The sequence below is a fragment of the Testudinibacter aquarius genome (assembly GCF_004342725.1).
In the GTDB taxonomy this organism is placed as follows: Bacteria; Pseudomonadota; Gammaproteobacteria; order Enterobacterales; family Pasteurellaceae; genus Chelonobacter; species Chelonobacter aquarius.
Map to the genome: position 1 here is coordinate 153,851 of NZ_SMCP01000005.1, position 21,483 is coordinate 175,333.

Consider the following 21,483-nt stretch of genomic DNA (forward strand, 5'->3'; position numbering starts at 1 on the left):
TCTCCTTAAATACCCAACGCAAACCATTTAAACTCATGTGCGTTTTCAACATCAACACTGCTAATTGTTCTTAACCAAAACCGATGATTTTCTTGGGTTTCAAGTGTTTTATGAACGCCTCCCCTTTCAGATATACCTGATAGAAAATCCCCCGCTATTGCGAATACCGACGTTGGGAATGCGATCGGAAATGTAATATACTGACCACTTGCAGCTGCTCCTAACCTTGGTACTTTAATAGTCAACCTCCCCCACTGAATGATTAACCCGTTTGGTAGTTTTGCCCACCCGGTATTATTGTAGCTTTGTGTAAATAACCGTGTTACCGCAGTATTAAAATCGGTAATATTGGCAGCAGTGTGCGTATGACTTGCATTAGCTTTTTTGCCAATTTCTGCCAGCAATGTGCTGTTTAAATTGGCATTGTTACCCAACGCGGTGGCGATTTCTTTCAAAGTGTCGAGCTGTGCCGGTGCGCCGCCGACCAGTTCCGCGATTGCTGATTTAACAAATGCCGTGGTTGCAATTTGCGTACTGTTAACGGTTTGCGCAGCGGTCGGCGCTGTTGGCGAGCCAGTGAGTGCCGGGCTGTCAAGCGGTGCTTTACCATCGGCAAGAGTGTGCGCTTCATTGGCTCTGTCCATTGCGGTTTTGACTGCTAAAGGCGTTGCCGCTTCCGCTTCGCTGCTGCTCGTGGTTGAGCTGGATAGTTTTGTTGTTCCGCTCTTTGTTGTGCTTGCCGCTTCGGTAGCGGTTTTGAGTTTGTCTTGTTCGGTTTTTAAATAATTTGTTCGGTTTGCAAGTTGTTGAGCTTGTCGGTTTGCAATGCCGTCCAATCCGGCGACAACCGGATCGGTTTTCTCGAGTTGATAGATTTCTTCTTCCCATTTTGGGTTTTCGACGAGTTTTGTCATTAGGCTACTCCGTAGGTGTATTGACCATTATAATTAATGGTATTGTTGTACAAATGACCGGCTTGTTCGTAGTGCAAGCCGGCTAAATGGCAGCGTGCTGGCGCGGTGTTGTCTAATAATCGACGTATTTGCGCGGCTTGTTCGATCGTGATTGGGCGTTTTAGGTAAATTCGGTACATTGCCCAGTGTTTGTCTTCATCGCCGTAAAAATAGTCGGCGTTATAAGTAATCGTGCCGTCATATTGCTTGGCGTTGAGATTTTCGAGGATTTCCGCATCGCCATATCCGGCAGATTGCAACACGCGGCGGATACTGGCTACCGTGCCTTTTTGCTTGTGCAGCCGTGCCGATTGTAAAATCGTGTTGCGCTTTTGCTCTTCGCTCCAGTTGTCATCCCATTCATCCACCGACAACGCCCACGCTAGCCACGGTAAAAGTGCGGTAGGGCAGTGTTCCGCGTGCCACAGCAGTGAAATCGGCACGTCAAGATTAAAAATCTGTGAGAGTTCAAACGATAGTCGTTTTTCAAGTGCGGTTTGATTTGGCGGCAGTAAGTTGCGATTATTCATTGCGTCCGCCTACGTTGATATTGATCGCCGTACAATAGCCGACTTGGGTCGGTTGGATCACTAAATCCGCTGTCGGGGCTTTCAGTTGTACATTCTGCACGCCCTCTTGGTGTAGTGAGGCGTAGATAGCGGAAAGGGTAATATCAAAACCCAATTTATGTTTATTTTCAACAAATTGGCGCACCGCACTTTGTACTTTTTCCAAAATCACCGCTTCGGCAGTGGACGGGTACAGTGTGAGTTCGGCATTGATGTTATAGCTGATAATGGTTGCGGATTTCACATTCACGGTGTCTGTCAACGGGCGCACGTCTTCCGCGTTCAGGGCGGTTTTGACGATGTTAATCAGTGCGCTATCTGCTTGTCCTTGTGTTTTTTTGGATAATACTGTGACATCAACCGTCCCCGGCTGTGGGCTGGTGATCTCCGCGTCTTTGACATCGGTTGAGGCGGTGAGGGTGTGCCAATAATAACTGTTGCGTGACCCGGCAGTTGTTTTTGACTCCAGTGATAATTGAATTCGGGTTCGGAAACGGTCATCGGTTTCATATTCGGCTTCAATCGGCGGATTTGCGGTTGGATTGGCTGCAACCTCAATCAAACGTTCCACGCCCAATAATGCGCCCAGATGATCTAAATCACTGTCGGTTGCGTAGGCAAGCATCACCGATTTTGCAGCCGCATTAATCCGCGCACGCAGTAGTGTTTCAAGATACGCATTTTCCTCCAGTAACTTGGTGACGGGGTCAGATTCCAAGGTTAACCGGCTTTGCCAGTGTGCGCGCTCGGCGCTGTCGGCAAAGCGCGCTAGAAAATTCTGTTTGCGTGCCGTCAGCAGCGTTTCAAAGTCGATTTCTTCAATCACTTTGGGGGCTGGCAGTTTGGATAGATCAACTTGTTTTGTCATAATGTTTATAACACCAAGGGCATTTGTTCAAAGGTTAATTTGGTTTGGTTTGTGTGCTGGGTTGCGTCAATATCGGCGGTGATGTGGTGTTTTTCATCAGCGGAAAACCGCACTTTAAAACCGCTGATTTCGACTCGATGTTCCCATTTTTGCAGGGCAACAATCGACGCGCTGGCAATCTGCAACGCCAAACCGTGGCTGATTGGGCGGTCAATCAGCAGCGGTAAAATGCTGCCGTAGTCACGCCGTTGAATACGGCTGCCGACGGGTGTTTGCAGGATATCGGCAATGCTTTGGCGAATATGCGCCGTTTCGTCTGTCATTTTTTTGCCGTTCGTTTTATCCATTATTATTCTGGTTTCCCTGTTTTTGCTGGACCCGGCAAAATGCCGCCATGAAGGTGATTAATCTGACTAATACCGCCTGCGATTTGGTCGCCCGTGCTTTCGATTTTTCCGTTCACCTGCACATCACCGTTAATCGTGGTTTGCGGGCAGGTGATATTTATGGTTTTAACGCCTGTCACGCTTAAATCACTGCTGGCTTGGTTGTAAACAAACCGTGCGCCATCGGCGAACTCGATAACGTGTTCATCTGGGCTTTGGCTTGGTGCGCTTCCGGCGGTGTAAATCCCGGTGATCACAATTGCCGTGGTCAATTCGCCGCTTAATGCGACAATTAAACACTGTTCGCCCACCGTCGGCGGTGACCATGTTTTTGTTGTGCCGGCACGCATCGCGGCAAACGGCAGCCAGTCAGTCAGGATTTGCCCCGACCGCACTTTACAGCGTGCATTGGCATGATCCACCGCGGCAATCAAGCCAAAGCGGTGCATATTTTCAAGTCGGCGGATAACGTCAGCGAGTGTTTTCATAAACTGCATTTTGCTGGGCGGAAGTGCGGTTGTCGTGTTGTGGGGGTTGTGATGTGTGGTTTGACAATATGGATAAAATAAATAAACATTTTTGTTTGTTTTTGGTTGACAATATAAACATTTTTGTTTATTATAAATCCATCTTAAAGCCACGGAGGAAAAATGAAGCAAAGTGAGTTTTTAAGATGGCTAATTGCTCAAGGTGTTGAGAAAAAAGAAGGTTCGAACCATATCAAACTTTATCTTAATGGCAAACAGTCGGTACTTCCCCGCCACCCCTCGAAAGAGATAAAAACAGGGACTGTGCAGGCAGTGAAAAAGCAATTAGGACTCAAGTAATCTAAAGCCCCTTTCGGGGGGCTTTCATCAGGCTAAAAGAGGTAACTATGTTCTATCCGGCAAAATTTGAAAAAGAGGGCGAGGGCTATAACGTAACATTTCGTGATATTCCCGAGGCGATTACTTGCGGCGATGACTTCGACGACGCGCTTTTTATGGCAAAAGATGCACTTTTAACCGCTATGGATTTTTACTTTGAAGATCGCCGCACCGTGCCACAGCCAAGCCAAGCGGAAGACGGTGAGCATTTAATTGAATTGCCGTTGAGCGTGTCAGCAAAAGTGCTGCTATTAAATGAAATGGTAGCGCAGAATATTTCTAACGTGGAATTGGCAAAACGTATAAAAGTGAAGCCGCAAGAAGTGCAGCGGATCACCAATCTTGAACACACCACCAAAATTGATACTTTAGCGCGCGCCTTTGCCGCGCTGGGTAAAAATCTGGATTTAAGTGTGGCATAAAAAGCGGGGCATTTGCCCCGTTTTTTAATCCCTGTCAAACAACGCACTACGGCTTTTTGCTTGCCGTTGTCGGTCTAATTTTTCCAGTTCCAAACGGACAGCACTAGCAAGTTCGGTAGGGCTTTGGTTTGTGCCGTTGATGGTGATATTGACTGTCATCGGGCCGACTTGTGCAGCTTGTGCTGACTGCGGTTTTGCCGCCAACGGCGGACGGTTGTCGATAACAAACGGTTGCGCCGCGACGCTGGTCGCCATCCCTGCCGACAATGCAAACGCACCCATGCCTTTTTTAGCATAGTTCAGCAAATTCAAGTTTTTAATCCCAATTCGGCTGGTTGCTTCTTTGGTCATCACATATTCGCCACTGTGCACAATTCCCGCCGGGCTGTATTTGTAGCCGTCTCCGGTGTAGCCGCCGCGGGCTTTGCCATTTTTTAGCACGTTTGCCATAGCGGCATTGCCGTAACTATATTGGCTGTTGATTCCTTTTGTTTGTGCCGGAAAATGATACTGCTTCGGCACTTGCTCATTCACCGCAGCAGCGGCAGCATAGCCGCTTTGCGCATTGCCATTTTTCAAGGTTTGCGTCAGTTGCTGCTGTTCCAATGTTGGCATCTCGATTTTTGGTACTTCAATTTTTGGCATATTGTCGATTAGCCAAGTGATACCATCGATCAGTAGGGTGAGCGGTTTTAATATCCACTCGATGGCGGTTGCTAATGCGCTACCAAATTTTTCTCCTGCGGTTTTGGCTTTGTCTAATTGCTCTGATGTTTGTTTTGTTGGACTTAGCAATTTGCCAAACCAATCAAACACTTTTTTCACCGCATCGGCAACCAGTCCAAATACTGTTCCCAATGGTTTGAATTTTTCCATCACCGGGGCAAGCCCTTTTTTTAACCCCTCAAAGAAGCCGCCGAAAAAGGCTTTTACTTTTTCCCAGTGTTTATAAAGCATTGTTCCCGCTAAAGCAACTCCAGCAATAGCTAACCCTATTGGGGAAAATAATACGGCGATTAATTTCAATGGTGACAATAACATTCGGACTCCCCATTTCATTGCAATAGCAAATTTATTCCATGCTCCGCCAGTCGTGCGGATTGCCCGTCCCAATACTTTAAAACGGTTGCTGATGGCTTTATTAATTCCGGTTAAATGTCCGAAACCTAAAATTAATCGTGCAATCGGATAAAGTAAAAAACTTAGTCCCATCGCTAATCCGCCGATCACTGTTAATCCTGCACCGATGCCGCCGACCCATTTCATAATTGAAGCGGTTAATTCAGGATTGGCATTAACCCATTCTTGCACTTTATCTAACGCGCCGCTGATTTTATCCATTAAATTTTCAAGTGTGACTTTTAAGCTGCCGCCGACGGTACTATTGATGTTGAATAGGCGATTTTTGAAGACTTGCCATTTTGCCGAAATGGAACGCATTCGGGTATCGAATTCCCTTCCCATACTGTTTTTGGCTTCTTCGCTGTTAGCAAGGGCTATTTGTCGTCGCCATTCTTCGGTGTTTGTCACCAATCCGGCAAGTTGCGTGTTGTAGTTTCCGCCTGCAATATCACTGATAACACCAGCTTGCAGATGTTTCGGCAGTTTTTTGATTTTTTCGACGATGGTCATTAATGTGCCTTCGGCATCCGTGACCATACCTTTTTGAATTTTTCGAGGATCAAGCCCCAATGCCGCCAAGCCCTTTTGCACCGGTTTCATACGTGTTGCTTTACTTAATCGGTTAAATGTTGCTTCAACGGCTTTTGCTGATGTGCTGGCTTCGTGTCCTGCTGTGAGCAATGTTGATCCAATGGCGGCAAGATTTTTATTGTTGATTTTGACAATTCCAGCAATACCGGAGGTATCATTCAGAAAATTGATAATATCTGTGCCTTTGGAAATCGCATTATCATCAAGGTAGTTGATCGTATCGGCTAATTCTTTTGCTTCTTTCGTGGTCATACGAAAGTTTTTCTGCACCTTACCAAATAATTCAACCAATTCATCAGGATTTTCAGCATCGAATGCCGTTGCCATTTGAGTATTCAGCCGCACAAAATCTTCTAATTGGTCAACCGGAATGTCCATTCTGGCGGCAGCCGTCACCATATCGCCCAATTGATTGGTGGTTAATGGCAATTCTTTGGATAAGTCTTGTACTTTTTTCTTCCACACGTCATATTCCGGCGTGAAGTTGCCCAGCTCATCTTTCAACCCCGGCACTTGGCGAACCACGCCAAGCATCACATCCTCAAAACTCATAAAGTCGCGCACGGAATTCACAATCGGGGCGGTGATTCCGGCTCCGGTGATCATGCTTTTTTGTCCTACATTGCGTAGCTGCTCGCTGCGAGATTTCAGTGTTTCTACATTATCATGGTAGCGTTGATTATAGGCTTTAGTTTTATTCAGTTTATCAAGTGAGGTTTTTTGTTTATTGATTGCTGCGGTTGCGGCTTCGATTTTTCCTTTCACCGTTGTTTCATGTTTGGCAAAATCTTTCGAATTGATTCCGGCTTCTTTTAATTGCGTGCGTAATTGGCGCAATGCTAAATATTGCTTAACCTTTTCTTGCTGATTGGATTTTGCTAAGCTATTTTCAGTACGAATTGATTGGTTTGTTTTCTTGATTTTGTCATTGATTTTTTGGTATTGCTCGCTCAATCCTTTAATTTTAAATTGTGATTGAATCATGGCTGCATTTGATGTTGAGATCAGTTTTCCGCTTGCAGCTTGTGAAGCGGAATATTCAGCATGACGTTTAGAGAGAAAATTAAAATTCCTTTTTTCCTCATCGAGTAAATTCTTAATATTTTGCTTATCAGTTTTTTCACTACTGATTTTAGTGCGCAAATTGGCTAATTTATTTTTATGTTTATCCAATGCCGTATTTGCAGCAGTAATATTTTCGGTGAGCTTCTGCATGGAATTCATTTTATTGTAAGTGGATTCCAATGCTTTCTTTTCTGAACGGACGGTTTTCAGCGATTCAGATAATTTCTGTGCTTGTTTTACAGTGCTTTTAAACGGTGCAGTCAATTTATCAATTGCGCTTAGGGTGACTTCCAGTTTTAAATTACTCATATTTATTGACCTCTATCATTGACAATGCTGTTTGTTTACCCAATAATTCGAATAAACCAAGGGGGAAATCATGGAAATACTCTTTTTATTGTTAGGCTTTTTCGCATTATGTGCGGTTGCCGGTGTTTTCTTCGGTGTTGCTATTCCTGCGGCAATTTCCACCATTATTCTTTCTCCGCTTATTATTGCTTACTTGCTGCTTATTGGGGCAGTGCTTTGGCTGTCTGAAATTCATTTTTTATTAGGTTTTGTTGCATGGTGTGGCTTGATCGCATTAGCTTATATCCGTTATAAACAACAAAAAAATCACAACGCAAGCTGATCAATAATCAAATCCTCAATCAGCAGCTTATCCGAATCACTAAATCCTAGCAGTTCCCGTTGGTCATACCGCACTTTGTGCGGTTTATTTTTTTGTACTCGTCCTTCCAAGCCATATTGATGCACGCTTGCCAAATGTCCGGCACTGCCGCTAAAGCCGATTTCCGCTTGTTCGCCGCTGTTTTTTCGTTTCATAAATCGGCTGCTTTTCAGCTTCACAAACATCGCTTTGCGCTTGATTTTGCCTTTCCGCTTTTGCGGTTTGCGCGGAATGTATGCGCTGCCGTCGGGGTTTTTCTGTGCGCCGATGCGTTGGCGTTGGCTTGTGCTGACTTTTTGCGCGACGTTGCGCAGTAATTTTCTACGCTCGGCAACGCTGAAACGGCTTAACAGTGCGCCGAAACGTTGTTCCAGTTGTAATGCGTCCATTATTCACTTTCCCGCACCAGTTCGCCTTTAACAAATAGCTTCCATTTTTCTACCTCTGCCCACTCGTACAGCGGCGGTTCTGCAAGATGGTTAATCAGATTTACGCCGTCTTGTTCCGCTACCCGCACGGCTTCAGTCAATCTGATTTTGATTTCAATATCGGCGGTGTCGTGGTTCAGTTGCTCAGTGGTAAATTGGATGCTTTTTTCACGTAGTGACGGATTTTCCACGATTTCGGGTTGATTACGGCGCACAAAATCCATAATTGGCACAATCAGCACGTCCAGCGGGTAAGCAAAATCGGTCAGGATAATAGTCAGCCAGTAACGATATTCAAAGCTTGCGGACTGTGCCCCGGTGCCGACAATTTGCCCGTCTTCGACAAACATCAGCAGTTTATCGGGATTGGTCTTCAATTCTGGAATGGTCTGTTCAATCGCATGGCGCAGCAGTGGCGGTTTGATCATCGGCGGTATCCTTTCGCTTTGGTTTCCGCGATTTGTTGGCAACTGACGCAGCGGGTGCAGCCGACAATCGTTTTACGGCGTAGCTCGGGAATCGGTTCGCCGCAGTCATCGCAATAAATTGCGCTGGCGGTTTTCGGTTGGCGGTGTTTGGCAATAGCTAAATCCCGTTGCAGTTGTTCGATTCGGCTGGCTTGGTCAAAAATATCAGTCATGTTTTAGGGTTTCATTATGTTGATTAATGCAGGATTGCAAGGCATGGTGCGCAATGGCGCAGATTTCCAGTTGCCCCAAGGTGCGGTCAAGTGCCATCGCAAAATCACCATTGGTGTTGAGTTTAAACCGCACTTGCGCGGTGCAAAGTGCGGTTGTGGGGCATAAAATAGGCGCTGGCGGTGTGGCTTTATAAACCGTTTGCGTTGAACAGGCGTTTAATATCATCAGGGACAGGCTGATTGCGCCAAGTTTGATTTTGTTCATTTTTCAGTGCCTCATTAAGTTGTTCGGTGCGGCTGTCGGCGTGCTGTTTTTGTTGTTGCAATGCGTTATTGAGTTGGTCAACTTGCAGTTGGTAGCGGTGCAGTTGCTGCGCTTGGTTTTTCTGCTGCTCGGCGAACAATTGATTTTCGGCTTGCAAAGTGCGGTTTTGCTCGCTCAATCGTTGGCTTTGGCGTTGAGAATAACTCAAGCAGATACTTAAACCGACGCAGATAGCCAATGCGCCGATTAACACCAGATTACGAAAATTTAAACCGTTAAACATAATTCACGCTCCTTGCGTCGTCTGATTTCAAGCCCTTTTAACTTTTTGCCGCCGGCATACACCCAGCGCAAGAACTGATCACACATTGCCGGGCTGTAGCCCTGATTCGCCATGCGGAATAGGGTCGATTGGCGCATGGCACCGCAGCCGACGTTAAAGGTTAAACTGGTCATTGCCTCAAATGCGCCTTGAGGCATTTTTGCGCCGTTGCCATAACGATTTACACAGTTTTCGGCGGTGATTAAATCGTTGACCCAGCGTTGCGCAATTTCGCTGTCGCTGTAAGTGTGGTTGTGTTGGATTTTTTCGCCGCCTGCTTCGGTGCTGCCAATTCCAACTGTCAGCACATCAGACGGGCATTGATATGGATCACGGCGGCAGCCCTCGGCGTTGCCGATGATTTCCAATCCCCGCTCTCTTGTTCTGATATCATCGCTGTGATTGGCTATCACGATGCCGATAATTGCGGCGACGGCACAAACGATGACTTTTTTAAGACTGTTTTTCATATTTTTGTTTCCGTTCGTTGATAATTCGTAGTTCCAGCTCACGCAGCCTTAATTGATATTCTTTTCGTTTGTAGTACCAATTTGTAAACCACGTCAGAAAACCAAAAGTTATCCCGAAAATTGATGCCCACTCATGCCATGAATAGCCGCTGACCGTTGCGATAAAAGCCCCCCAATATGACAAGCCTGTTGTCCCCGGATCTCTATACATTTTTAAATCCTTTTCTAATCCCAAAGCTGCAGTATGGAGCGTTCCGCCGCCTGTGTTTGTTCAACTTCCGGCAAAATAACCGCGGTTCCGATTTCTAGTGTGATGTGGTCGGCCAGCTTTGGATTCAGTTCTAAAACCCGTTCGACCAATCCGGCAGTTTTTCCAAAATAGCGGTAAACGATGGCATCTAAGCTGTCATGCTGTTGTGCGTAAACCGTTGCCATTAGATCAACTCCGCCGTCAACCGCACTTCGCCCAAGATATCGCTGATCGCAAAGCGGGCGTTGCGGCGCAATTCGCCGATGAGTGGCGTTTGTTCGCTGGCTTCTTTGCGTCCGCTGTTGGTTGCATCGTAGCTGTGGTATTGCTCGGTTAAATCCGCAACTGTCAGACAATAAACTGCTCTTTTGTAACGTTGAATTAGCACTGATTCGCCGTTGACGGTTTCCGCTTCGACTGTCGCCAGTGTGTTGCCTTGATGCCGTTGGCGGAATGGGTGTAAGTCGTAATTCACGCTTGCCATCGCTTCGATGACCGCACTTTTCAGCCGCTCGTTGGTCACAGTGCCGTCAAGTCGCATCGCGTTACGTATTGCAAGCAAGGAGATATCGGGAAAAAAACCGTTATTGGTTATGATCTCGTCCGCTATAGCATTTTCCGTCACCTGCGTTTTCAGCTTGTCCATGCTGTAATCGGTGATTTTTTTGACTGCGATTGTGCCGTTCATTTTTGCTAACCTTAAAACTGATAAAAAAAATAGCGGGGTGAGGGCTTTTGCAGATAATAAATTATCGTTTTGCCCGCCCCGCTGGTCGGCGTGATACGCTCGGTTATTCGGTTTTGTCCGTATTTTCGGACTGCAATTTATCGACGACTTTCGTTAATTTATCAATATCTTGCTTAACCCCGACATTATTATTCAACTCCATCGCACGCTTGAGATTCTCCAGTGCTGCAATTTGGTTGTTTTCCTTTTGTAGCAAGCCGATTTCTTTCAGCAGTTTGGCGCGGACTTCGTCCGGCATATCCTGCTCTTGGGTCAGCGCATTGACATTCACTAACACCGCTAAATCAAAATCAGTTTTGATGTCGCGCGAAATTTTGGCTTTATCCGCAAATTCTTCCGCAATCAGCGTGCCGGTTGTGCGGCTGAAACCGTCCGGCAATACTAAATCATGGAACAACGCATATTCACCAATTCGGATTGCCAGCGCATAATTACCACAGTCAATTGACCAAGTGAGCCACGTCATCAGCACGTTATCTTGATAACCTGTGCCTTTTTCTAATGCTCCCTCAATCCACGGCAGATATTCCGGCAAGATTTTTGCTTTAAATTCCGCTTTTGCTTCTTTTGATTGGATCTGTTGCAAGCTGCGTTTATGCACGGCTAACTGGTGCAACATCAATTCGTAAGCCGTTGCCCCGTCCAGTGTTTCCGCTTGCGCAGAACTTTCTTGCTCTGCGCTGACCCGTAGAAAATGTGCTTTAGTTGGTCGCATATTACGCCCCCGCTTTATCTTCCGGTGCGTCAATCATTTTGATGTTTTTTAACACCGCAACCAGCTCGTAATTTTCCACAACGAAATCATCGTTAGATGAAGTGTAATCTTCGATTCGGTCACGTTTGGCGTTGTCCACAATGGTACGACGCATTGCACTGTCTTGATAATAGATGGAAAGATTATCCAATCGGGTGATCAAGATTGTACCTTTTGGCATATATGGCGCTTGGATTGCACGTAAACCGCCGACCCGTTTTTGACTGACAATCGTATCGCCTGCCAGTTGCTCGGTGGCTTTTTGGTCGTTGTATAGCGGGAAGTATTTATCCGCCATCAAATCACGGCTCATAATCGCAACCAGCTTGGTGTCGTCTTGGAACTGTGGTGCAATCAAATCGCTGACGGCGGAATAAACTAATGCATCCAGCGTTTTGTAGGTTTTGCCCGTACCGACTTCAATTTTGCCGCTGCCTTGGGTTTCTTCTTTCATGGTGCGTTGTGGTACGGCTTCGTCGATTTTTTTCAACCAGCCTTTTGCTACGTCTTGCAGCAATGGTTTAGCGGTGCGGTTTGAGGTTTTGACGCGCTCTTCGCCGTTGAATGCAATCATAATGCGGTCTAACGCCATGCGTTCGGCTTTCAATTCGCCTAGACGCTTGGCAAAATCGGGGAATTTCGCCCACATATCCAGTGTGCCGTAGGTGTTGTGGGTGTCATAGTTGATTTGCTGACAGTGATATGCAATTGCTGTCAATTTGTGAATATCTTGCGTTTCACGGTCTTTGGCGGTAGTGTCGGTTGTGCCGGCAATTGTTCCCGCAATGCCTAATCCTAGCACTTCGCCTTGCTGTTCGGTGACACCGATAATGTTGATCATTTTCAGGAATTCGGAACTTTCTTGAACTGCTTTTTCTAAGCGTTGTTGAACACTCGGGGTGATCGCAAATTTCTGGCCGGCTTGAATGCCGCTGAAATCAACGCTGTTGTCTTGTGCTACGCCAGTTAGATACGCATTTAAAATAGCTCGGGTTTCTGTTCTCATGTCGGTATTCTCTTTGTTAATAATAAATTAGAAGAAGCGTCCGCCATCCGGTGTTTTTTCACCGGTGGCAACAGGGCGTTGGCTGTAATTGGCTTCCGGCTGTTTTGCCAGTCGGTTAAATTTGGTTTCCCACTCGCTCACTGTGGCTTGAAGTGCGGTCAAAGCGTGCAAATTAGCTTGGTTTTCTGCTTCAAGTGCGGTCTGTTTCTCGGTCAATTCGGCAGTGTGGCCGGATAACAATTCAATCGCTTGAGATTGATCAGCAAAGCGTACATCATCTTTTTTGCTTTTGCCTTTCAACAATTCCGCAACGCGGCTGAACAGGGAAATGCTTTCTTTTTCGGCTTCGATTTCTTCCAAATCCAAGGAAAATTCCAACGCTTCTGAAATCAGGTTATCGGCTTTCTGTTTGCGGTCAGCCAGTGGATTGACTTTTGCTCCGGCGCAGAATTGCAACATTTCCGTTCCTAAACTGGCCGGTGAATCGGTGACGGCAAGCCCGACTAAATAGGCCTCGCCCTTGTCGGCAAAATCCAAATCCACTTCGATTGAGGTGTAAATTTTTTGCCGTTCTTTGTTCAGTTGAATCAAATCTTCCGTTGGTTCGATTTGCGCCAATAATTGCAGTTTGCCGTCGTCGCGTTGCTCGGTTTTCAGTGCCAGCACATCGCCGTAGGCTTTGGCGTGCGGTTCGTCTTTCCATAGCATGCGGAATTTGATGTGTTCAATATTGATTCGTGCAGCGTAAGTATTTTTCGGGTCATAATTGGCTGCCATTTGGGTCAGCCATTCGCGTGAAATTTTGCGGCCGTCCGTGGTTGCGCCCTCGGTGGCTACAACAAACCATTTCGATTTTTTAGGCATATTGGATTCCTGCGGTTGGGTTATTGGGTTAATCGTGGTTATGTTGCTGACTTTTCAAAGTGCGGTCTATCGGTTGAGGTTGTGAGGTGGATTTTGACAAGGCGCGTGAATGTATCAAAAGCGGAATAACTTACATCATACGGCTAATAAAAAATATCCGGAATGCGTGAATGGAAGAATTAACCGACGATTTAAATAATGAACTGAATAAAATTGATATTAATGTCAAACGGCAAGCACAAATCAAATATTGGAACGGCTTTAAAATCGCTGAAATTGCGCGGCAGTTGAACATTCCGCAGTCAACAATTTCAAGCTGGAAAGAGCGGGAGAAGTGGGACGACATCGCCCCAATTGGTCGAGTGGAAGCCACGTTGGAAACGAGACTTTGCATTTTGATAATGAAAGAACCAAAGAGCGGTTCGGATTTTAAAGAAATTGATTTGCTACAACGGCAGATGGAGCGCGTGGCGCGGATTAAAAAATACTCCAACGGTGGCGGTAATGAAACGGATCTGAATCCGAAAATCAAAAATCGCAACAAGGGTGAACGCAAAACGGCAGATAAAAATCCAATTACGCAAGAACAGGAAGAATTGTTGATCAATGGTTTGCTTGAAACGATGTTTCCGTATCAGCGAGTTTGGCACGATGCAGGGCTGAAACACCGAATCCGCAATATCTTAAAAAGTCGTCAAATTGGTGCAACTTACTTTTTTGCGTTGGAATCCTTTGTTGATGCGCTAAAAACCGGACGTAATCAGATTTTTATTTCAGCGTCGAAAAAACAGGCGTTACAGTTCAGATCTTACATTATTGATTATGCGAAACGTGTTGCTGATGTCGAATTAAAAGGCGAAACCATTGTGTTGCCCAATTCGGCAGAACTGATTTTTCTCGGTACGAACAGCAAAACTGCACAATCCTATCACGGTAATCTGTATTTTGATGAAATCTTCTGGGTGCCGCGCTTTGAAGAAATCCGCAAAGTTGCCTCGGCGATGGCTTCACAGAAACAGTATCGACAAACTTATTTTTCCACTCCGTCCACACTGGCACATTCCGCTTATCCGTTTTGGAGCGGCAAACGATTTAACCGTGGACGACCAAAAGCACAACAGGGCGTGTTTGATATTTCCCACGATTTTTTAAAGTACGGTCGAGTAGGGCCGGATAACCAATGGCGGCAAATCGTGAATATTTACGACGCTGAAAATGGCGGTTGTAATCTGTTTGATATTCACGATTTGAAACTAGAATATTCTGCCGATGAATTTGAGCAGTTGTTTATGTGTCAGTTTATCGACGATAACGAAAGTGTGTTTAAATTCGCTATGTTGCAGCGGTGTCAGGTGGACAGCTTGGAAATCTGGCGAGATTTCAATCCGCTGTATTTGCGCCCATTTGGAAATCGCGAAGTATGGCTGGGTTACGACCCTGCATATACCGGTGACCGTGCAGCACTGGCAATTATTGCCCCACCGCGTGTCGAGGGTGGCACATTTCGGGTGTTGCATTATCAAACCTTTCATGGCATGGACTTTGCACAGCAAGCGGAGCGAATCCGCCATTATTGCGACAGTTATAATGTGAGCAGAATCGGTATTGATATGACAGGGCTTGGCACAGGTGTTTATCAAATCGTGAAAACGTTCCGTCCTGATGCCGTTGGTTATCAATATAACCCAGACTTAAAAAATCGCATGGTACTGAAAGCATTTGATGTGATTAGCAAAGGGCGTATGGAGTGGGATTCGCTCGGCAATGATATTCCTGCCAGTTTTATGTCAATCAAAAAACAACTCACCGCCAGCGGAAAGCAGACTACTTACTTTGCCGACCGTTCGGAAGAAGCTAGTCACGGCGATATTGCTTGGGCGATTATGCAAACGTTAATCAATGAGCCGTTCGAGGGTACTTCAACGGTCAATCAGTCATTTATGGAGATTTATTCGTGAAAAATCAAAACAGTTGTCAAAATAATAAAATTGAAGCCTTTAGCTTTGGTGAACCCGTGCCGATGTTGGATCGGGCAGAAATTTTGGATTATCTACAATCTACGATTTACAACCAAAAATATTACAATCCACCGTTGGATTTATGCGGACTGGCGAAATCCTACCGCGCTGCGTCACATCATGCGAGCGCCATTCAGGTGAAGAAAAATATTTTGTTAAGTACCTGTTTATTGGATTCGCGCTTGAGCAAAACGGAATTATCAAAATTCGTGCTGGATTATTTGGTATTCGGCAATGCTTATTTTGAACTCACGAAAAATCCGTTTGGTGAGGTGATCAAGATTAGCGCGCCAAAGGCAAAGTATGTGCGTAAAGGCGTGGAGAATGGAAAATTTTTCTATGTTCCGCAAGGTATTCTAAATGAATATGAATTTCAACCGCACTTGGTGTTTCACTTGTTTGAACCAGACGTAAATCAAGATGTGTACGGCATTCCTGAATATTTAGCGGCAATGCAATCGGCTTGGCTGAATGAATCAGCAACGTTGTTCCGTCGCAAATATTATCTGAATGGTGCACACGCTGGGTTTATCTTGTATATGTCTGACCCTGCGCATAATCAAGAAGATATTAATAATTTACGTGAACAGCTAAAAGGTGCGAAAGGGCCAGGCAATTTTAAGAACTTGTTTATGTATTCAGCGAACGGAAAAAAAGACGGTGTACAAGTGATACCGCTTGCCGATGTTGCTGCCAAAGATGAGTTTTTGAATATTAAAAATGTTAGTCGCGATGATGTACTTGCTGCCCACCGTGTGCCGCCGCAACTGATGGGGATAATCCCAAACAATACCGGCGGCTTCGGTGATGTGGCAAAAGCTGCAGAAGTATTTTTTATCAATGAAATTCAGCCGCTACAAGAACGGCTATTAGAACTGAACGAATGGCTTGGCGAAACAGTGATCACGTTTAAAGATTATGAATTGTTGAAAGAAAAAGATAGCAATAGCAACGCCCACAGAACCAACGTTGGCCAAACGGTTTAGATCCTTTCCATCAAAAAATAGCCCCTGAATAGGGGTATTTTTACGCCAGTAAAACAAGGTCTTTTCCCTTGTTTTAAATAAATATTTTGACAATTTATTATACCATAATCCGAAATTAAATCCTTTAAAATCACGATTTTTTCTTTATTTTCAATAAATAAACTTACTTTTTTACCGTAAAAACATCCAAAGCCAATCCTAAAAATCCAAGAAAAACCGACCCAAAAACGCCATCAACCCCGCGCCCGCGCGCTCGTATCCTCGCCACGCCCGCACACTTAATATGCCGCTTTCAACGCAACCTGCGTTAGCATTTAGATCCTTGCCAGTATTGGCACTAATGAGATCTTTTTATTTAGATCCTTTAACGCATTTTTACGCAAAAAAACGCAGTTTTTTTGATCTTTTTTTGTGATCAAATTCAAAATAATAAAATTTCTCTTTATTTTTATACAGTTAAAAAAGTGTGCAATATTTTGCACTATGTAACTTTTAGATCTTTGATCTAGAATTAGATCTTGTGCCGGCCCTAGGCACCACTGGTAAATATAATCCACAAGCCCTGATTTTTTAATCGGGGCTTTTTATTATCTAAAACAACCACTTAAATAATCATCACCTCTTTTTTACTGTATGCTTAAACAGTGCTTAGCTGATCCGCCGTGATCTGCTAAGATCGAAAACAACACTATTTTGCACTAAAATTGCACCAAATTTAACTTGGCAAAATTATGGCAACTTTTGGTATAAAACGAGCCCTTGTTATGAATTCAAGGGCCATGTGGTTGTAAAAAGTACGGTTGTCGTATGAGAGAGGGAGCAGCTTTGATAAAAACCGTTATGCAAACACCCTGTCAGTGGCGATTTTGGTCAAAAATTGGCTTCTATTTTTGTACTCCGGATGTGTTGCCACAAATTGATCAATCCGCTTAATCAATAAACTCGGCAGTGTAACATTAATTTTTTCTGATTTACCCAATAAGTGGGACAAATCAACTTCGACAAATGTCAAAATAAAATCTTTAAAGTCAGCATTTTGTTGATGTTGTTCAATCGGTTTCGGCTGTGGAATCTCGTCACCATCTTCTAACATACCTTCAATATGAAAAGTAATCGCTTCTTTTGCATTCATAAACGCTTCTTCCAGCGTATCTCCAGCAGAAAAGCAGCCTGGCACATCAGGCACAACCACACCATAAGCGTGTTTTTCATCACCAATAGCGATTGCGATTGGATAGAGCATAATTTTCTTCTCCTATTTCAAAGGGCTATAGCCCTGCCTGTTTTAATATTGATTTTGTCGTTTTGATGTCTAAATCCTTTTTAGGGTGTGGCACAGTCACCCGTCCTTTTCTTGCTGGGTGTTTAAATTGATGGTGACTGCCCTTAACTGCAACAAGATACCAGCCGTCCTTCTCTATCAATTTTATGATACTTTTGCTGTCCACAGATGATCCTTTTTATCCAAGAGTTATTATAACCCCAATTTTAAAGAAAACAAGTTTTATAGTTGTTTAAAGTGTATACGACGAGTACTATTTGCGACAAAATCGATATCCTGCCGCAAATAAGCCGCTGCTCTCACTCTGTTACAATGTGAAGTGTAACTGATAATGGTATTGCTTTTGTGACAGTTGATATTCTCGATGCACACTTGGGGTCCATGAATCATCACCGCCCACGCCCATGTGGAATCCATCAAGGCGAACATAGAGACAAGGATCCGCCACTAAATCACAAGTGTGACGCGCTTCAGCCAGATTGGCTTGGCTGAAGCGACTGACTGCAAAATGGAACAACCCTGTCACGTTGAGTTCTGCCACGGTTAATTCACGCACATCGCAACGCAAGCCGTTTTCGCTTGGGAAAATGTAGTTGGTGTGCAGCTCAAATTGTGACAAATCATATTGCCCAATGTGTGCCGCATCTTTGCGATCCGGATAATTTTCATGCGGTCCGCGCCCAAACCATTTCACGCGACTATCGCTGTTGACCAGCGCCAACTCAACACCCACGCGCGGCAGCGACGGCAAGCCGTCGGCAACTTCAACCTGAACAGCCAAACCCAGTTCGCCCTCTGCAGTGATACGATATACCCATTGACTTTTAAGCAGCAGCTGCTCTTGATGATAATAGCCGTGCTGCACACAAATTTGCAAACAATCGGACAGCTGCTCAAGCTTGAACGCCAAACATTTTTCACTCAACGACCACAGACCGGACTGCTGCCAACGGCTGATCCACGCATTTGGATCGGCATGATGTGCTTCGCTGGTGCCAATGTCGTTATCCAATGGGGCTCGGTAAAAATTATTGCGCAACGGTTGCGCCAATTGTTCAGCGCCATTTTTCAGCCAACTGCTGAGCAAACCACTCTTTTTATCAAACACAATCTGAAAATGCGGCTGCTGCACCGTTAATTGTGTTTCATCTTCAACAAAGTGCGGTAGCGCAGAAGGTCGCAATGGCGGCTCGCTCAGTGCAATCACCTCAGGCAGCACAAACTGTTGTTTTGCCAGGCTGAAACCATTTTCTGCCCATGTTTGAGTTTGATTTAACACCACTTCCACATCAATCAAATACAACGTATCCGGCAGCAGATGAATATCCAGCGGAATCCGGATTGTTTGGCTGCCTTGTGGCGCCAAGTTCAGCCCGCTATAGTTAAAGCGGATCGGAAAACCGTTGGCGCTGAGTTTCCAATGCAGGAAGCAATCTTTCACGGTTTTGAACTGGTATTCGCTGGTCACGGTCAACTCATAGCCCTGCTCCGCCTTTGCCAGTTTGAATTGGAAAAACTGCTGCGCTTTTTTCACTTCATACATGGCCGGATGCAAAGTGCGGTCTGGAAATAACAACCCATTGATACAAAACTGACGATCATTGATTTGATCGCCAAAATCACCGCCATACGCCCAATAGGGATTACCTTCTTGATCAAATTTGGTTAAACCTTGATCGACCCAATCCCAAATAAAACCGCCTTGCAGCCGTGGATATTGGCGGAATGCCTGCCAATATTGCGCAAAATTGCCCACGCTGTTGCCCATCGCATGCGCATATTCGCATAAAATCAGTGGTCGTTGTTCGCCAGGCATCGAAATCGCTTTTTTGATTGCCCATTTGGTGACTGCGTCGGCAGCAAAAAATTGATCCTGTTCAACACGGGCGTACATCGGACAGATAATATCAGTTGCTGAGGTCATCGAGCCGCCGCCTTCGTATTGCACCGGTCGGCTCGGGTCGCGCTGTTTCAGCCATTGATACATCGCATGGTGATTATTACCAATACCCGATTCATTGCCCAACGACCAGATGATAATACTAACGTGGTTTTTATCCCGCTCAACCATACGCACAACTCGTTCCAAATAGGCATTCAACCAATTGGGTTCATTTGACAAGCGCTGCATCGGAAACTGTCCATGGGTTTCTAAATTGGCTTCGTCCACCACATATAAACCATATTGATTGCATAATTCATACCAAGCGGGATGGTTGGGATAATGCGCACAACGCACTGCATTAAAGTTGTTTTGTTTCAGCAAGATAATATCTTGCCGCATATCTTCAAGGGTCAGCGTATGTCCACGTTCAGGATGGTGCTCGTGCCGGTTTACGCCACGAATCAGTAGCGGTTTGCCGTTTAACAGCAGTTGCCCCAGCTTAATTTCCACCTTGCGGAAACCGATATCATAGGCTTCGCAATCGAGCAGTTGATTGTTATGATCTAATAAACTGATCACACAACGATACAAGTGCGGTATCTCTGCCGACCACGGTTGCACCTGCGGTACGCCGGCGATTTGCTGAACCCGATCCTGATAGCCGCCTTTTTCATCGACCGCTGCTTGTTGTGCGATTGAATGGGTGATGTCCAACAGCGATTGATCGCCGTCAAACAGCTGCAACCGCACTTTTGACAATTCGCTGTTTTGATTCAAACGGGTTTTGACCACAAGTTGCCCGTTTTGATAAATCGCATCCAAATCCGCTTGAATTTCGACATCGGCAATATGCAACTGCGGTTTGCTAAGCAAGGTCACATCGCGGAAAATGCCACTCAGCCACCACATATCCTGATCTTCCAGATAAGAGCCGTCACTCCAGCGCAGCACCATCACCGCCAACCGGTTTTCACCCGCTTGCACAAATTCAGTTAAATCAAACTCGGCGGCAACACGGCTGTCTTGCGCATAACCGACCCAACGTCCGTTACACCACAAATGAAAAGCGCTGTTCACGCCGTCAAAATTGATCCGCACTTGGCGCTGTTGCCACTCCGGCGGCAATACAAACGAAGTGCGGTAACAGCCGGTCGGATTCACTTGCGGCACATAAGGCGGATTATCCGGGAACGGATATTGAATGTTGGTATAAATCGGGTTATCCGCCACATTCGGCTGCAACTGCCAATTGGACGGCAAGGCAATCGTCAGCCAGTCGGCATCATCAAAGTACGGTTGAATAAAGGCTTCCGGCACAGCCTCCGGCTTAGCGAACAGTTGAAATTGCCAGCTACCGTTCAGCGATTGCTGATGAGGCGATGGTGCTTTGCTGACCGCACTTTGCACATCGGGATAAGCGCACAACGGCGCATGTGCTGCCAGTCGCGATAACGAGGATGTCACTAATGGATTTTCCCAATCTCTGGCTTTAATAATTTCACTGAATTCCCGCATAATACCACTCTCCAGGTGTTAAAAAAGCAACGGAAAATCGTTGCTTTTCAATAAATTAAACTTTTTGTATTAAGACATTATCTTTAAGATTCTTTAGACTTTAACAAGCCCGAAGAGCCTTTAGAATAATCTTTAGGTTGTGCTTTTTCGTCGTTTTGTGGCTCGCTGACCGCACTTACCACATTTTCATCAAACGTTTCAGCCGTTTTGTCTGCCAACAAATCTTGAGCAAAAATTTCTTTTGCTGTGGCTTCCGGTAATAATGCCACCGAGCTTTTGGCTAAATGCTGATATAAGCGCTGATAGTCCTGCGCCAACGATTTCAACAGATCCGCACTTTCGGCAAAATGTTCCTCGATCTTGTTTTTCTGCTGTTCAACCTCAGTTTTCACCTGTTTTAATTCGGACTCGGTTTTTAACTGTTTTTTGACACTACCGCTGGTTATTCTGATAAAAAAATAAGCCAATATAAAACCAACCATGGCACCCAGCCCGGCAACAACCCAGATATTGTGTAATAATTCGTTGTTCATTCACT

The 21,483-nt window shown here is 45.3% G+C and carries 27 protein-coding genes; 5 read left to right on the forward strand and 22 right to left on the reverse strand.

Features of this window, described 5'->3' with window-relative positions; genetic code table 11:
• Positions 1–5: 5 nt before the first annotated feature.
• Genes EDC16_RS06860 through EDC16_RS06880 form a run of 5 tightly spaced genes read right to left on the reverse strand, consistent with a single transcriptional unit; the run spans position 6 to position 3,264 of the window.
• The gene (locus EDC16_RS06860) at positions 6–914 is read right to left on the reverse strand and encodes a tail fiber protein (protein ID WP_132966752.1); all 909 of its coding nucleotides are present in this window, start codon (positions 912–914) and stop codon (positions 6–8) included.
• Complete coding sequence (locus tag EDC16_RS06865) at positions 914–1,483, reverse strand: phage tail protein I (RefSeq protein WP_132966754.1); 570 nt, start codon at positions 1,481–1,483, stop codon at positions 914–916. Before EDC16_RS06865 ends, EDC16_RS06860 begins: the two co-directional genes overlap by 1 nt.
• Positions 1,476–2,390 carry a baseplate assembly protein gene (locus EDC16_RS06870; RefSeq protein ID WP_132966756.1) on the reverse strand — a complete coding sequence of 305 codons (915 nt, stop codon included), beginning with the start codon at positions 2,388–2,390 and terminating at the stop codon, positions 1,476–1,478. Before EDC16_RS06870 ends, EDC16_RS06865 begins: the two co-directional genes overlap by 8 nt.
• Positions 2,391–2,395: 5 nt before the next feature.
• Positions 2,396–2,737, reverse strand: a complete 342-nt coding sequence (locus EDC16_RS06875; protein WP_132966757.1) for a GPW/gp25 family protein — start codon at positions 2,735–2,737, stop codon at positions 2,396–2,398.
• Positions 2,738–2,739: 2 nt separating this feature from the next.
• Positions 2,740–3,264 carry a phage baseplate assembly protein V gene (locus tag EDC16_RS06880; protein ID WP_132966759.1) on the reverse strand — a complete coding sequence of 175 codons (525 nt, stop codon included), beginning with the start codon at positions 3,262–3,264 and terminating at the stop codon, positions 2,740–2,742.
• A gap of 162 nt (positions 3,265–3,426) precedes the next feature.
• On the opposite strand from EDC16_RS06880, the gene EDC16_RS06885 reads away from it, so the two are divergent.
• A complete protein-coding gene (locus EDC16_RS06885) occupies positions 3,427–3,603 on the forward strand; it encodes a type II toxin-antitoxin system HicA family toxin (protein WP_132966761.1) in 177 nt (58 codons plus the stop codon).
• Between the two features lie 47 nt (positions 3,604–3,650).
• Complete coding sequence (locus tag EDC16_RS06890) at positions 3,651–4,064, forward strand: type II toxin-antitoxin system HicB family antitoxin (protein ID WP_132966764.1); 414 nt, start codon at positions 3,651–3,653, stop codon at positions 4,062–4,064.
• A gap of 24 nt (positions 4,065–4,088) precedes the next feature.
• On the opposite strand, the gene EDC16_RS06895 is transcribed toward EDC16_RS06890, so the two are convergent.
• On the reverse strand, positions 4,089–7,151 hold the full coding sequence (locus EDC16_RS06895; protein WP_132966766.1) for a phage tail tape measure protein: 3,063 nt from the start codon (positions 7,149–7,151) through the stop codon (positions 4,089–4,091).
• A gap of 70 nt (positions 7,152–7,221) precedes the next feature.
• Here EDC16_RS06895 and EDC16_RS06900 point away from each other — a divergent pair, with 70 nt between their 5' ends.
• Positions 7,222–7,473: a hypothetical protein gene (locus tag EDC16_RS06900; RefSeq protein ID WP_132966768.1), complete on the forward strand. Its 252-nt coding sequence runs from the start codon at positions 7,222–7,224 to the stop codon at positions 7,471–7,473.
• Here the strand turns inward: EDC16_RS06900 and EDC16_RS06905 are convergent.
• From EDC16_RS06905 to EDC16_RS06960, 12 genes are all read right to left on the reverse strand, one after another.
• Entirely contained in the window at positions 7,458–7,901 is a 444-nt protein-coding gene (locus EDC16_RS06905) for a phage virion morphogenesis protein (protein WP_132966770.1), read from the reverse strand. The genes EDC16_RS06900 and EDC16_RS06905 overlap by 16 nt on opposite strands.
• Positions 7,901–8,368 (reverse strand): phage tail protein, encoded by a 468-nt coding sequence (locus tag EDC16_RS06910; protein ID WP_132966772.1) that lies wholly within the window; start codon positions 8,366–8,368, stop codon positions 7,901–7,903. Before EDC16_RS06910 ends, EDC16_RS06905 begins: the two co-directional genes overlap by 1 nt.
• On the reverse strand, positions 8,365–8,580 hold the full coding sequence (locus EDC16_RS06915) for a TraR/DksA family transcriptional regulator (RefSeq protein WP_132966774.1): 216 nt from the start codon (positions 8,578–8,580) through the stop codon (positions 8,365–8,367). The genes EDC16_RS06910 and EDC16_RS06915 overlap by 4 nt, the downstream gene beginning before the upstream one ends.
• The gene (gene lysC / locus EDC16_RS12930) at positions 8,573–8,845 is read right to left on the reverse strand and encodes an Rz1-like lysis system protein LysC (protein WP_132966775.1); all 273 of its coding nucleotides are present in this window, start codon (positions 8,843–8,845) and stop codon (positions 8,573–8,575) included. The genes EDC16_RS06915 and lysC overlap by 8 nt, the downstream gene beginning before the upstream one ends.
• Positions 8,769–9,128: a hypothetical protein gene (locus EDC16_RS06925; protein ID WP_132966777.1), complete on the reverse strand. Its 360-nt coding sequence runs from the start codon at positions 9,126–9,128 to the stop codon at positions 8,769–8,771. Before EDC16_RS06925 ends, lysC begins: the two co-directional genes overlap by 77 nt.
• Positions 9,113–9,637 carry a lysozyme gene (locus tag EDC16_RS06930; protein WP_132966779.1) on the reverse strand — a complete coding sequence of 175 codons (525 nt, stop codon included), beginning with the start codon at positions 9,635–9,637 and terminating at the stop codon, positions 9,113–9,115. Before EDC16_RS06930 ends, EDC16_RS06925 begins: the two co-directional genes overlap by 16 nt.
• A complete protein-coding gene (locus EDC16_RS06935) occupies positions 9,621–9,848 on the reverse strand; it encodes a phage holin (protein WP_132966781.1) in 228 nt (75 codons plus the stop codon). The genes EDC16_RS06930 and EDC16_RS06935 overlap by 17 nt, the downstream gene beginning before the upstream one ends.
• Positions 9,849–9,862: 14 nt before the next feature.
• Positions 9,863–10,072, reverse strand: coding sequence for a tail protein X (locus EDC16_RS06940; RefSeq protein ID WP_132966783.1), 210 nt, complete (start codon positions 10,070–10,072; stop codon positions 9,863–9,865).
• Complete coding sequence (locus EDC16_RS06945) at positions 10,072–10,575, reverse strand: head completion/stabilization protein (protein ID WP_165894207.1); 504 nt, start codon at positions 10,573–10,575, stop codon at positions 10,072–10,074. The genes EDC16_RS06940 and EDC16_RS06945 overlap by 1 nt, the downstream gene beginning before the upstream one ends.
• A 103-nt stretch (positions 10,576–10,678) precedes the next feature.
• Positions 10,679–11,350: a phage terminase small subunit gene (gene gpM / locus EDC16_RS06950; RefSeq protein ID WP_132966785.1), complete on the reverse strand. Its 672-nt coding sequence runs from the start codon at positions 11,348–11,350 to the stop codon at positions 10,679–10,681.
• 1 nt (position 11,351) lies between these two features.
• Positions 11,352–12,395, reverse strand: a complete 1,044-nt coding sequence (locus tag EDC16_RS06955; RefSeq protein WP_132966787.1) for a phage major capsid protein, P2 family — start codon at positions 12,393–12,395, stop codon at positions 11,352–11,354.
• A gap of 27 nt (positions 12,396–12,422) precedes the next feature.
• Positions 12,423–13,259, reverse strand: coding sequence for a GPO family capsid scaffolding protein (locus EDC16_RS06960; RefSeq protein ID WP_132966789.1), 837 nt, complete (start codon positions 13,257–13,259; stop codon positions 12,423–12,425).
• A gap of 170 nt (positions 13,260–13,429) precedes the next feature.
• On the opposite strand from EDC16_RS06960, the gene EDC16_RS06965 reads away from it, so the two are divergent.
• Entirely contained in the window at positions 13,430–15,217 is a 1,788-nt protein-coding gene (locus EDC16_RS06965) for a terminase large subunit domain-containing protein (RefSeq protein ID WP_132966791.1), read from the forward strand.
• A complete protein-coding gene (locus EDC16_RS06970; protein WP_132966793.1) occupies positions 15,214–16,263 on the forward strand; it encodes a phage portal protein in 1,050 nt (349 codons plus the stop codon). The genes EDC16_RS06965 and EDC16_RS06970 overlap by 4 nt, the downstream gene beginning before the upstream one ends.
• Positions 16,264–17,101: 838 nt before the next feature.
• On the opposite strand, the gene EDC16_RS06975 is transcribed toward EDC16_RS06970, so the two are convergent.
• The 4 genes from EDC16_RS06975 to EDC16_RS06990 form a co-directional block, all read right to left on the reverse strand.
• Positions 17,102–17,506: a type II toxin-antitoxin system HicB family antitoxin gene (locus tag EDC16_RS06975; protein ID WP_132966795.1), complete on the reverse strand. Its 405-nt coding sequence runs from the start codon at positions 17,504–17,506 to the stop codon at positions 17,102–17,104.
• Between the two features lie 25 nt (positions 17,507–17,531).
• Positions 17,532–17,711, reverse strand: coding sequence for a type II toxin-antitoxin system HicA family toxin (locus EDC16_RS06980; RefSeq protein WP_132966797.1), 180 nt, complete (start codon positions 17,709–17,711; stop codon positions 17,532–17,534).
• A gap of 141 nt (positions 17,712–17,852) precedes the next feature.
• The gene (locus tag EDC16_RS06985) at positions 17,853–20,945 is read right to left on the reverse strand and encodes a beta-galactosidase (RefSeq protein WP_132966799.1); all 3,093 of its coding nucleotides are present in this window, start codon (positions 20,943–20,945) and stop codon (positions 17,853–17,855) included.
• A gap of 83 nt (positions 20,946–21,028) precedes the next feature.
• Positions 21,029–21,478 carry a Z-ring associated ZapG family protein gene (locus EDC16_RS06990; RefSeq protein WP_132966801.1) on the reverse strand — a complete coding sequence of 150 codons (450 nt, stop codon included), beginning with the start codon at positions 21,476–21,478 and terminating at the stop codon, positions 21,029–21,031.
• Positions 21,479–21,483: the final 5 nt, after the last annotated feature.